The organism is Paenibacillus sp. PK1-4R (assembly GCF_030369595.1).
Taxonomy (GTDB): domain Bacteria; phylum Bacillota; class Bacilli; order Paenibacillales; family Paenibacillaceae; genus Paenibacillus.
In genome coordinates this window covers 6234222-6247517 of the sequence record NZ_CP126535.1, presented here as the reverse complement: position 1 = coordinate 6247517, position 13296 = coordinate 6234222, and the positions used below count along the sequence as shown (strand labels likewise).

Genomic DNA, 13296 nt, shown 5'->3' with positions numbered 1-13296 from the left:
GGTTGATATGGTGAAAACAGGCATCGTGAATCGTAACTTTTGGTCGGGAAAAAATGTGTTTATAACTGGACATACTGGTTTTAAAGGTAGTTGGCTGACTCTATGGCTTCATAATATGGGGGCGAAAGTTACGGGTTACTCTCTGGACATTCCTTCAAGTCCTTCGTTATTTAAGCTAGGTAATATTGAAGAAGTTTTAGTTGAATCCACTACAGACGGTAATGTAACTGACTTATTAAATCTTACTAAATCTATCAATAAAGCAAATCCGCAGATCATCATTCACATGGCCGCGCAACCTCTAGTTAGAAAATCCTATGAAAGCCCTGTTGAGACATACGCAACCAATGTAATGGGTACTGTTAATGTAATGGAAGCAGCACGTAGTTGTTCATCGGTCAAAGTCATTCTAAATGTTACTACAGATAAATGTTATGAAAATCAGGAATGGGAGTGGGGATACAGGGAAATTGATCCTTTGGGTGGTTATGACCCCTATTCAAGTAGTAAAGCTTGTTCAGAACTCATCACCTCAGCATATCGTCGTTCTTTTCTTCAATCTTCTGGGATAAATGTAGCTACTGCGAGAGCAGGCAATGTAATCGGAGGGGGGGATTGGGCTGAAGATCGACTGATCCCTGATTTTGTTAAATCACTGATAAATGGAGAGAAGATTCAGATTCGTAATCCCGGTGCTATTCGTCCTTGGCAACATGTACTAGAACCCTTATCAGGTTATCTATTACTTTGTCAAAATTTATACTCTGAAGAATTCAATCATGCTGAGGCCTGGAACTTTGGACCTCAGCATGATGAGGCTAGATCTGTTGAGTGGATCATTAATCAGATGCTTAGCAAATGGCCTCATGATAATCGGGGGTACCATATTATAAACCAAGATTCAAAACATGAAGCAAACATGCTTAAACTGGACTGCTCCAAGGCTTTGAAGCACCTTAATTGGTTTCCCAAGTGGTCTCTCGATAAAGCACTGGATTATACAGTTAAGTGGTATGTTGATTACTTGGTTGGGAAAAGTGTTAAAGAGGTATGCGAGTTTCAAATTAGCCAATATGAAAATGATAGTTTGACACAAAGTTAAACTCTATTATATAGAGGATCATCTTCAATCTATCTATTCAGTGTGTTTAGCTTCTAAATTGGAGTAGATGACAGAAGGTTATCATAGTTTTTTCACGCCCTCCCATTGGAGATCATTTACTTTCATTATGTAGTACATTCTATATGTTTATTTTAGAAACATTCATTGTACTAATAAATATCTATTCAATCTCAATCCTCGCTAACCGATAAATATAATAAATAATTCCATCGGAGGATGAGCGATGAATCTACAATTTTCATTTTCGACGAATATGGTGAATGGAACGTTAGGTTCAATAAGTCAGCCAAGCGAAACATCACAAAATCCAAACAGTAAACTTTTGCAAGCAGTCAGGAATGGAGTGGATTTATCTAAGCTGGAACAGCAAGGAGTTAACATTCCTTTTGGAGATGAGCACCTTATCAAAGCAATTGATAGGGCGGTAAAAGCTCTTCAGGGGCCTTCAACTACTTTGGAAATGAGCGTTCATGAGAAAACACATCAAATTCTGGTGAAGGTGCTAAATAAGGAAACAGGTGAGCTGATTCGTGAAATCCCTCCAGAGAAAACCTTGGATTTAGTTGCCAAGATGATGGAAATAGCCGGAATTATAATAGATGAAAAGGTATAGGGGGTTTGGTAGATGAGTATGCGTATTAATGGTTTTTCAGGAATGGATATCGACAGTATGGTTAAATCAATGATGACAGTGAAGAGAGTTCCGTTGGATAAATTGAATCAACAAAAACAAATTCTCGATTGGACAAGAAATAGCTACAGGGAATTAAATAGCAAAATCGTACAGTTTAGTCAAAAACTTGCAGATATGAATATGTCTAAAGCGACAAACACTCAAAAATCCACGGTCAGTGGTAACACAACAGCAGTTAAAGCCGAAGCAAACGCGGATGCTAGTGCTGTAGCTTTAACTGTTGAAGTAGTGACACTCGCCAAAAAATCTGGTATACAGAGCAATTCGGGCTTACTTACAACGGGTGGAGATAATGCGAAGTCAAGCACTACGTTGGGGGAGTTATCAGGTAATGGAGGACTAAATGAGTTTGATCTTAATATAAACGGGAAAACAGTTCAATTTTTAAAAGGGGATTCAATATCTACTGTGGTTTCACGTATTAACTCGTCAATTCCTACAGTAACCGCAGCCTTTGATGAGGTAAGTGGTAAATTCACAATTACTAGTAAAGAGTTTGGTAAAACGATCTCGGATTTGGGCGAAAAAAAGGATATTGATCCAATTACAGGTGAAGTAACGATTGTTAACGAGTCTAAATCCAGTTCCCTTTTCGCAGTAATCAATTTTTCTGATACTACTGATCCATTAAGTAATGGGAAAAAGTTTGGTGAAGGGGGGACTCTTAATTTTACTAAAGGTGAAGTTAAAATTACTAGCGCCTTAGATGATCCTACCAGTACTACCGCTAAGTCTTTTTACCCTGAGAGTGATACACTAACAGTGAATGGGATTAAATTGACTCTTTTGGAGACGACGTCAGGTACTCCTTCAAAAATTACCACACAGTCTGACCCATCTAAAGCTGTAGAAACAATCAAGTCATTTGTTGACACCTACAACGAATTATTGGGGTTAATGAACTCTAAATTATCAGAACAAAAGTATAGAGATTATACTCCGCTGACATCTGAACAAAAGAAAGATATGACAGAAGATGACATTAAGAACTGGGAAGAAAGAGCCAAAAGTGGACTTTTAAAAAATGACACCATTTTAAGCTCAACAGTAGCTTCAATGAGAACTATAATTACTAGTAACTTAAAGGGTTTGAGTGAGGCTGGAATAACAACAGGGCAATATTATGAAAAAGGTAAGTTGCAAATAGATGAAGCCAAACTTAATGATGCACTGTCAAGCAATCCAGATAAAGTTCTGAGTATTTTCCGAGGCTCCATTTCAGATATCGATGGTAAAGGGATCTTTAGTGGATTGAGAACTGAGTTAAATTCAACATTAGACCTTTTTGTGAAAAAGGTAGGTACTTCCAATAGAGATTCTGACGCAAGCATGACACTGAAGACTGAAAGTATTATGGGCGAACAACTAAAGAATTACAACAAAGGAATTTCTGATCTTGAAAGAAAAATGACAGCTTGGGAAACACGGTATTATAAGCAGTTTGCTGCCATGGAAAAAGCGATGAACCAGTTCCAATCACAGTCGTCTAGTTTATCAAGTTACTTTCAATAATTAAAGGGAGGAATAATTCCATATGATTACATCTCCTTATGAGAAATATAAACAATCCTCGGTACAAACCTCTACGCCTGGACAGTTGGTTATTATGCTATATGATGGAGCCATCCGATTTGTGAAGGTTGGTCTAGAGGGTATTTCAAGCAAGGATTACATGAAGGCTAACGTCAATTTGGGGAAAGCCCAAACGATAATTAGTGAATTGATGTCTACCTTGGATCACTCGTATCCTGTATCTGAAAATTTGTTCTCAATGTATGAGTATATGAATCACTTGTTAATTCAATCCAATATTAAAAAAGAGACACAACCTGCAGAAGAGACATTGAACTACTTGCAGGAACTTCGTGAAACCTGGGTCGTCGCCAATAAGCAATATATAGGGACACCAATGAATGAATAGTAACCATGCAGCCATAAATACGGTTTTAAGTGAACTTTCGCATCTTACACATAGTTTTATGCTGCAATTGGAAACAAAAAGTTCTGATGAGACCGAAAATTTCGTTAATAAAAGACAGGCATTGGTGGGACAACTGCAAGAGGTTCTGGATGTTCAAGAGATGGATAGCGAGCAACAACATGAGCTGAAGCGTATTCTGGGGTATGACCAAAGAATACAGGGTCATATGTTATCTCTTAAAAATGAGGCGCAACAGTGGCTGACTCAGCGAAGTGCAGCAAGATCTCAGCGGAGCGTGTACGAGAACAACTACGCAGTAGATAGTTATTTGATGGATAAACGGAAGTAAACTAATGTCGAAACCAGTATTGCTCTTTGCAGTACTGGTTTTTCTGCACTTACCAACCCTCCAATTACCTGATATATTCAAGATATCTCACCGTTCAACACAATCCCCAATTAATCTACAAAAAATTCCAAGAAAACATTTACTTTTCCAATTGACAATGGATAACTTTGGATGGTATTATCTGAATTGTGGGCAGAGGTTAAGGCCGAAAGCTTCACTTCATTTGATGACGAAGGGAATGTTAGTGCATGCAAGGTAAAGTAAAATGGTTCAACGCAGAAAAAGGTTACGGTTTCATTGAGACTGAAGATGGCGGCGACGTATTCGTACATTTCTCCGCAATTCAATCCGAAGGATTCAAAACTTTGGAAGAAGGTCAATCCGTAGAATTCGACATCGTCGAAGGCGCGCGTGGACCGCAAGCAGCTAACGTAATCAAATTATAATCATCCGGACAATCCGACCTACATATATGGTTAGATGGTTACCTAATTGAATTATCGCTAGCATCAGACTCCGGTACTTTCCGGGGTCTTTTTTTGTTTCAATAGATTAGAGATTTGAGAATCATCCGAGGAACATTTTTCTATTGAATTTAATAGATTCAAGAGATAGATTGAAGTTCATTTTACATATTAGATTGAGCAAGCTCAAAAACGGTTAAATACATCATCAAGCGCCTAATAAGACATTCCATGCAAATATACGATTATGGCTGAATATGATGAAATATCGCGAAATATGGCGTTATGCCTACGTTGGCAGATGTGGCTTGAACAGATGTCATTATTCGGTCACCGGGAGTTTTTACATGGCGCTTACATTCGTGTTATAATGAAGTGGCAAAGGAAAAAGGAGGAGTGCCCTATGAATTTAAGTATTCGAGGTCAACAAATCGAGGTTACTGATGCTTTGAAGGATTATGTCGACAAAAAGTTGAGTAGACTCGAGAAGTATTTCGATGCACCCCTTAACTCTGACGGTGCTGTTACATTGAGCACGACGAGAGGTTTGCATACGGTAGAGGTGACGATCCCTTTGAAAGGCATTGTGCTCCGCGCCGAGGATGAGAGCGACGATATGTACGCATCCATTGACTCCGTGGTGGACAAGCTGGAACGTCAGATCCGCAAACACAAAACAAAAATTAACCGTAAGTTCCGCCAGGAAGGCAGCCTGAAAACACTCTTCGTTGAAGATCCAACAGGTACTGTAGCTACAGCTGAACTGGATGCGGACACGGATGACGATGATTTTGAAGTCGTACGGACGAAACGCTTTATGTTGAAACCAATGGACGTGGAAGAGGCCATCCTCCAAATGAACATGGTTGGTCACAATTTCTTCGTATTCTCCAACATTGACAGTGAAGAAGTTAGCGTAGTTTACAAACGGAACGATGGTAAGTACGGATTGATCGAACAAGGTTAATCTTAAGGTATAGGATCATCGGATCGGATTTGCGTATGAATATCTAATAATAATGAAGACAGGGACTGTAGTTTCCTGGATTAGACTTAACAAGAGCTTCCATCCCTTAGGGGATGGGGCTCTTTTGTGCGTAAAGGAGCTGGGAAATGACCTTTGGAAATAAAATGGTGAAACTATTCCCTATGCTGCTGCGTCTAATAGATAGTAAGAAGAAGCACAAACTGTAAAAGTTTACTGCCGGATTCAGATGGTTATGAAAATATTCGTACACCTACATTCGAGAGCTGGATATTGAGATTTTCATCCAAATTTACCATCAAAACTCGTTGACAGGGCTGTCTACCGTGCAAAATCAAACATGGCAATCGATGGCTTCCGCTAACGACTATGATTTTTTGCACTTAAACTCCATTTGATATGTCTCATAAGTTCAAAGAAGTGTGCCGTGGCGTGTTGCGGCGGCCCTTACAAACTGTTACAATTTATGCAAAGAGAATCATTGTCCTGATGAAGAATTGTCAACGAATGATCGCTAATCATAATCAATGACAGGCACAGCACCATGAACATGATTCGCAAGGCTCGGGCTTCGGCTAGTTTTTAATAACCGAATCCGTTTGAATACCGAATCAGCTTCATGAGGAACCCTTGGCAAGCCTGGAGTTGATTCATCCATATTACTTTTTATATTGTTTGTCACCCCCGGGCAAGTGGATGCAACATCCATCCGATGGTGTCGCGTGGCGGCAACAGGGGGTCTATTCTGTTTTGCACGAAAGGGGTATACCATGCTAGGACTTGTCAAAAAGATCTTCGGCGACATGAATGAACGTGATGTTAAACGTCTGATGAAGACGGTCGATGTGATCAATAAACTGGAACCACAATTTCAGGCGTTGTCTGATGAACAACTGAAAGGTAAAACGGACGAATACCGTGCTCGTATTGAAAAGGGAGAAACGACAGATGAACTTCTTCCAGAGGCATTTGCAACCGTACGTGAGGCTTCACGCCGTGTACTGGGCAAACGTCACTACGATGTACAGATGCTGGGCGGTATCGCTCTGCATGAAGGCCGTATTTCCGAGATGAAAACGGGTGAAGGTAAAACGCTGGTAGGAACACTTCCGGTATATCTGAACGCGTTGATGTCCAAAGGTGTACACGTGGTCACAGTCAATGACTATTTGGCACAGCGGGATAGCCAGGAAATGGGACAAATCTACGAATTCATGGGCATGACGGTAGGGGTTAACCTGAGCGGTATGGACCATGCTTTGAAACAACATGCATATGCATGTGATATTACGTACGGAACGAACAACGAGTTTGGTTTTGACTATCTGCGTGACAACATGGTGCTCTACAAAGAGCAAATGGTACAACGTCCATTGTTCTTCTGTATCATTGATGAAGTAGACTCCATCTTGGTCGATGAGGCGCGTACGCCACTCATTATCTCTGGACAAGCTCAGAAGTCGACGGATATGTACTATGCAGCAGATCGTTTTGTGAAACGTTTGGTGCCGGAAGAAGACTTTACGGTAGACATTAAGGTGAAATCCGTAGCGTTGACTGAGGCGGGCGTGGCAAAAGCAGAGAAGGCATTTGGTATCGAGAACTTGTATGATCATGCCAATGTAACTCTCAACCATCACATCGTGCAGGGCTTGAAAGCTAATGCAATCATGCGTCGTGACGTGGATTATGTAGTCAGTGATGAGGAAGTTATGATCGTTGATGAATTCACAGGTCGTCTGATGTCTGGACGTCGTTACAGTGATGGATTGCACCAGGCGATTGAAGCCAAAGAAGGCATTGAAGTACAAAACGAGAGCATGACGCTTGCTACGATTACCTTCCAGAACTATTTCCGGATGTACCGTAAACTTGCGGGTATGACGGGTACAGCGAAAACCGAGGAAGAAGAGTTCAAAAAAATCTACGGTCTCGAAGTACTGCAAATTCCAACCAACCGTCCGAACAAACGGGATGACATGGCAGATGTCGTGTATAAGAGCATCGATGGCAAGTTCAATGCCGTTGTAGAAGAGATCGTGGCACGCCACAGTAAGAACCAGCCGGTTCTGGTAGGTACAGTATCCATCGAGAACTCGGAGCGCCTGTCTGACATGCTCAAACGCCGTGGTGTTAAACACCAGGTACTGAACGCCAAGTACCATGCGGAAGAAGCAGAGATCATCTCAGGAGCTGGTCAAGCGGGTGCAGTAACGATTGCAACCAACATGGCTGGACGGGGTACGGATATTATCTTGGGTGAAGGTGTAGCTGAAGTAGGCGGCCTTCATATCATCGGTACAGAGCGTCACGAATCACGCCGGATTGATAATCAGCTGCGTGGTCGTGCAGGGCGTCAAGGTGACCCGGGTTCAACACAATTCTACCTGTCACTGGGTGATGAATTGATGAGACGTTTCGGTGCAGACAATGTACTGAACATGATGGAGCGCCTTGGTTTTGAAGAAGACCAACCGATCGAGAGCCGGATGATTACCCGTGCAGTAGAATCGGCGCAGAAACGTGTTGAAGGTAACAACTTTGACGTGCGTAAAGTCGTTCTCCAATACGATGATGTTATGAACCAACAACGTGAAATTATCTATAAACAGCGCCGCGAGGTACTGGAGTCCGAAAACATCAAACAGATTGTTATGGATATGATCAAACCTTCCATTGAACGTATCGTTGAAGCACACTGTGGTGACGATATTCCAGAAAACTGGGAGCTGCAGGAAGTTGCCGATTACATGAACAGCAAATTGCTGGATGATGGTTCGGTAACAAAAGATGATCTGTGGGGCAAGGAAGCAGAAGAGATTATCGAGTACCTGTTTACGAAAGTTCAGAACAAGTACAATGCACGTGAAGAGCGAATTGGCGAAGATATGGTTCGTGAGTTCGAGAAAGTGGTTGTGCTTCGTGCAGTAGACAGCAAGTGGATGGATCATATTGATGCTATGGATCAATTGCGTCAAGGTATCCACCTTCGCGCCTACGGTGGTACAGATCCACTGCGTGAGTACCAGTTCGAAGGCTTTGAGATGTTCCATCAGATGATCGCTTCGATTCAGGAAGAAGTAGCGACTTATGTGATGAGAGCACAGATCGAGAGCAATCAGGAGCGTCAAGCGGTTGTTGAGGAAAGTCAGATCTCGACAAGCGGTGAACCTGCTGAGAAACGTCCAGTGAAGGTTTCTGACCAAATCGGACGTAACGATCCATGTCCATGTGGTAGTGGCAAGAAGTTCAAACACTGCCACGGTCAAGAGTAGTACAATGGTTTATACACTTTAGTGTAATAAGTTGGACCTTGATTTTACACCATTACGGAGAGTGCAGAAGCGATCGAAGATGCTACTGTAATCGGAGTGGCAGGTGTAACATTTACTAGGTCAACTTAAATAGCATGACATGAACGGCTCCTTGCAGCCGGGTATTCCATAAGATGAAGTGAAGGATGCAAAACCGGTTAATGGTGCATAGTTATAATAATATGACCATGATCATGGAGAAGAGATATACTGATACAACAGTTGTCTCAACACCAGGGTGACGCTTCGCATACTTGATCTGGAGGAATACCCTGGATGCGGGGAGCTTATCTTAATGAAAAGAGGAATTGCACATGATCGATCCAAACGTGAAGCATGACCTGCGTGAAATAGGCAAGAAACTAACAAACCTTAGGGGGTCTCTTTGACTTAGATCTGAAGCAAGAGATGATCGGCAACTTCGAAGTGAAGATGTCTGCCCCGGATTTCTGGGACGATAGTGACAAGGCACAATCCGTAATCGCTGAGCTAAATGCGGTGAAAGGATCTGTGGATCAATACACCAAACTCCAACAGGACTATGATGATGCAGTGATGATGATCGAACTGGCGGACGAAGAAGGCGACGAAGACCTCGCTACCGAGATTGGTAACAGTATTACCGCGATCGTGAATAAGGTTGCAGAGTTTGAACTTCAGCTTCTCCTGAATCAACCATACGACAAGATGAATGCGATTCTGGAGCTTCACCCGGGTGCGGGTGGTACCGAGTCCCAGGATTGGGGACAGATGCTGCTCCGGATGTACACTCGTTGGTCCGAGAAGCGTGGCTTCAAGGTTGAGGTACTGGATTATCTGCCAGGTGATGAGGCTGGGATCAAAAGTGTTACGTTGTCGATTAAGGGACATAACGCTTATGGTTATCTGAAAGCCGAGAAGGGTGTACACCGACTGGTGCGGATCTCTCCTTTTGACTCATCGGGCCGTAGACATACGTCCTTCGTATCCTGTGATGTGGTACCGGAGATTGATGACACGATTGAATTGGACATCCGCACAGAGGACCTCAAGATCGATACGTACCGGGCGAGTGGCGCGGGTGGACAACATATCAATACCACCGACTCTGCTGTACGGATTACTCACCTTCCAACAGGTGTAGTTGTAACGTGTCAGAATGAACGTTCACAGATCAAGAACCGTGAGCGAGCGATGACGATGCTCCGTTCGAAATTGTATGAGCGTAAAATTGAAGAGCAAAAACAACAGCTGGATGAAATCCGAGGAGATCAGTCGGATATTTCATGGGGGAGCCAGATTCGCTCCTATGTGTTCCATCCCTATAGTATGGTAAAGGATCACCGTACAAGCGTAGAGACTGGGAATACAGGTGCAGTAATGGACGGCGACCTCGATGCATTCATCGATGGTTATTTGCGTAGCCAGATTAAAGTAGAAACCGATTAATATAAGTTCCTGTATGGACCCATACGTGTAGGCGTATGCTGGTGTATATGGGAGCTTTTTTTTGAATAATTTTATAGGATATAGAAAAAATGAGCGAACAATTGATCAGTCACATAAAAGGAGAGCACGAGAACATGCAACAACGATCACAACTTCACAACAGCCGCAAAAAGAGGATAACTAGCCTCATTCCACTCAATGGTCCATGGAGAAACGTCGTGGACACGGTATCTATCATTTTAGGTTCGTTTTTAATTGCAGTGGCCTTTAATTTATTTTTATTACCGAATCAGATCGCATCGGGTGGGGTGTCCGGGTTATCAATTCTGGGCAAGGAATGGCTTAATTGGGAGCCGGCATATACCCAATGGGCAATTAATATCCCACTCCTGATTGCAGGGTTTCTGCTCATTGGCAAACAGTATGGTATCCGTTCAGTTCTCGGCAGTATTGTCCTGCCATTGTTAGTCTATCTGACGAAGGATTGGGCCATTCCAACAACGAATCCGCTTCTGGGTTCACTGTACGGTGGAATTGGCGTTGGTTTAGGGATTGGAATTGTATACCGCGGTAGAGGATCGACAGGTGGCATGAGCATTCTTGCCAGAATCGTACAGAAATACAGTGGACTGAGTTACTCATTGTGTGTAGTCATCATGGATGCTACGGTTATTATTATGGCTGCTTTTGTATTGTCATTGGAACAGTCTCTCTATGCACTAATTGGGTTGTATGTTACCGGTAAAGTGATCGATGCTGTAGAGATGGGGCTCGGCTTCTCCAAGGTGGCTTATATTATCTCCAACCAGACAGAAGCGATTAGCAAAGTGATTCTGGATGACCTGGATCGCGGATTAACAAAGCTGGAGGCCAAAGGCGGTTACACCGACGATCAGCGAACAGTACTGATGGTAGTCGTTGGGCAAAATGAGGTGCCAAGACTCAAAGCGTTGATCCGGTCTGTGGACCCGGGAGCTTTTGTCATTATCAGTAACGCGCACGAAGTGCTCGGCGAAGGTTTTAAGCGGGGAGAACATGTGTGAACGGGTGTGAAAAATAGCGAGTAAGCCGTGTAGGTTTAATAAGATATGACTGTATCAAAAAAAGCAGGTATATCCTTCTCTAAGATAACGGAGAGGGAGTACCTGCTTTTCTCTTATTAAAAGTTTAACTTAACATTTCACATAACGGAGAGGACAGAAATATCCTGAAGAAGTGGAACGTTCGCCTAAAAGCTTTCTGAAAGAAAGCTACTTCGGAAGCATATGCTATCCCCGGATTTTCCCCTTTAGAATAGAGAATCAAAAAAATCTGGGGATAACAGCGATCGGAAGGATGTTCTGTCATCGGAGTGCCACCACTACAGAATCGGAGACAACAGACGGGAAATTGCTTCTTTGAAGCGGATAATCAGACTGCGTTTCTGGTATTCATCGAGCGTCATCTCACGCGATACATGCAGGTCGTGCTCAAAGGTTTGTACAAGTGCTGTCGCAATCGTTTCATCATACATAAAGGCATTAACCTCAAAGTTTAACCGGAAACTGCGGTAGTCAATATTGGCGGTTCCCACGGATGCAACCAAACTGTCAATGATAAGTGTTTTGGCATGAATGAAGCCATTATCATATATAAATACTTTGGCGCCAACTTTTAACAACTCACCAATATAAGATAACGTAGCCCAATATACAAAGGCATGGTCGGGTTTATTTGGAATCATGATGCGAACATCTATGCCGGACAGACACGCGAGACGAATAGCTTCGAATACACTGGCATCCGGGATAAAATAAGGTGTTTGAATCAGAATCGAATGTTTGGCACCATTAATCATCTTGAGATAACTGTTCTTGATATGCTCGGTCTCTGCATCCGGTCCACTAGAGACAATCTGCATGGCAATCTTTCCTGTACCCTCGATATGTGGGAAATGCGCCGGAACGTAAGGCGTGTCGTGTTGCTTGGAAGCTTCATTCCAATCCAGGAGGAACCGGGTCTGCAGCGCATGAACGGCATTCCCCTGAATACGCAGATGTGTGTCACGCCAGTAACCGAATTTCGAGTTCAAGCCGAGATACTCATCTCCCACATTAAACCCGCCCGTGTACCCAAGGTTACCATCAATGATGACAATCTTCCGGTGGTTCCGGTAGTTCATACGCAAGTTGATCAGACTGAATTTGGAGGGGAAAAAGACTTCAACCAAACCGCCTGCTTCGCGCAATTCTTTGAAAAAGCGTTTCGAAACCCGCCGTGATCCGAGCGCGTCATACAGCAAACGAACTTTGATGCCTTCCCGCGCTTTGCGGATAAGTGCATCCCGAATTCTTTTGCCCAGACGGTCGCCTCTATAAATGTAGTATTGTACGTGCACGTGATCCTGAGCCGCTTCGATGTCGTCCAAGAGCCGTTGGAACTTGTCTGTTCCGTCCGTAATGATCTCAACCGCATTATCCTCCGTTAACAGAGCACCGTTCTGCTTCAGGTTCATATAAATCATGTCCTGGCTACTCTCGGTTGCTTGGTTGCGGAAAGGGGTGCGGTTATCGTGCAACTGCGTGAGCTGGGCTTCAATACGTTCCTCTAGCCCGAGCTTCTTACGTTCTTTCCACTGGAAAAGCCGGTATCGGGTCAGATTCTGACCGGTTAAAAGATAAAGTACAAACCCAAACACCGGAATAAAGTTCAAGACGAGCAGCCAAGCCCAGGAAGCGCTGGCATCCTTCCGTTCGAAGAAAACGACTGCTGCCGCAAAAATAATATTCAGGCCTAGGAGCACAATAAGTAAAATGGATTCGATATGCACTATAGTCCCCCACGTCTCATAATGACCATCATGAATCTATTCATATGTCCTTGACTAGCAGGTTAGTTATGAATGAGACCCTGATTGTAATGTTTCCTACTAATACGTATTTTAACAGAAGTATACCTATTCGTCCCGGATGTTAAATAAAGATATGTTCGGATTGGATGGAAATCCATGTGAAATTGATGATAGAGTGTTGTATTTAT

The 13296-nt window shown here is 43.0% G+C and carries 11 protein-coding genes; 10 read left to right on the top strand and 1 reads right to left on the bottom strand.

Going from position 1 to position 13296, the window contains the following annotated elements:
* The first annotated feature begins 7 nt into the window (after positions 1 to 7).
* From rfbG to QNO02_RS27175, 10 genes are all read left to right on the top strand, one after another.
* Positions 8 to 1102, top strand: coding sequence for a CDP-glucose 4,6-dehydratase (gene rfbG / locus QNO02_RS27220; protein ID WP_289390485.1), 1095 nt, complete (start codon positions 8 to 10; stop codon positions 1100 to 1102).
* A 244-nt stretch (positions 1103 to 1346) separates the two neighbouring features.
* Positions 1347 to 1736 (top strand): flagellar protein FlaG, encoded by a 390-nt coding sequence (locus QNO02_RS27215; protein ID WP_289390484.1) that lies wholly within the window; start codon positions 1347 to 1349, stop codon positions 1734 to 1736.
* A gap of 12 nt (positions 1737 to 1748) precedes the next feature.
* Positions 1749 to 3329: a flagellar filament capping protein FliD gene (fliD, locus tag QNO02_RS27210; protein ID WP_289390483.1), complete on the top strand. Its 1581-nt coding sequence runs from the start codon at positions 1749 to 1751 to the stop codon at positions 3327 to 3329.
* Between the two features lie 22 nt (positions 3330 to 3351).
* Positions 3352 to 3738 (top strand): flagellar export chaperone FliS, encoded by a 387-nt coding sequence (gene fliS, locus QNO02_RS27205; protein WP_289390482.1) that lies wholly within the window; start codon positions 3352 to 3354, stop codon positions 3736 to 3738.
* Positions 3731 to 4087: a hypothetical protein gene (locus QNO02_RS27200; RefSeq protein ID WP_289390481.1), complete on the top strand. Its 357-nt coding sequence runs from the start codon at positions 3731 to 3733 to the stop codon at positions 4085 to 4087. The genes fliS and QNO02_RS27200 overlap by 8 nt, the downstream gene beginning before the upstream one ends.
* Before the next feature lie 248 nt (positions 4088 to 4335).
* Positions 4336 to 4533: a cold shock domain-containing protein gene (locus QNO02_RS27195; RefSeq protein ID WP_024631599.1), complete on the top strand. Its 198-nt coding sequence runs from the start codon at positions 4336 to 4338 to the stop codon at positions 4531 to 4533.
* A 421-nt stretch (positions 4534 to 4954) separates the two neighbouring features.
* On the top strand, positions 4955 to 5518 hold the full coding sequence (hpf, locus tag QNO02_RS27190) for a ribosome hibernation-promoting factor, HPF/YfiA family (RefSeq protein ID WP_017691993.1): 564 nt from the start codon (positions 4955 to 4957) through the stop codon (positions 5516 to 5518).
* 788 nt (positions 5519 to 6306) lie between these two features.
* The gene (secA, locus tag QNO02_RS27185) at positions 6307 to 8811 is read left to right on the top strand and encodes a preprotein translocase subunit SecA (RefSeq protein ID WP_289390480.1); all 2505 of its coding nucleotides are present in this window, start codon (positions 6307 to 6309) and stop codon (positions 8809 to 8811) included.
* A 353-nt stretch (positions 8812 to 9164) separates the two neighbouring features.
* Positions 9165 to 10278 (top strand): peptide chain release factor 2 gene (gene prfB / locus QNO02_RS27180; RefSeq protein WP_124116498.1). Its coding sequence is split into 2 segments (ribosomal slippage): positions 9165 to 9236 and positions 9238 to 10278, totalling 1113 coding nucleotides; the frame shifts between segments, so codons are not numbered across the junction.
* Between the two features lie 134 nt (positions 10279 to 10412).
* Positions 10413 to 11321, top strand: a complete 909-nt coding sequence (locus QNO02_RS27175; RefSeq protein WP_091013287.1) for a YitT family protein — start codon at positions 10413 to 10415, stop codon at positions 11319 to 11321.
* A gap of 317 nt (positions 11322 to 11638) precedes the next feature.
* Here QNO02_RS27175 and cls read toward each other — a convergent pair whose 3' ends face one another.
* Positions 11639 to 13087 (bottom strand): cardiolipin synthase, encoded by a 1449-nt coding sequence (gene cls / locus QNO02_RS27170; protein ID WP_289390479.1) that lies wholly within the window; start codon positions 13085 to 13087, stop codon positions 11639 to 11641.
* Positions 13088 to 13296: the final 209 nt, after the last annotated feature.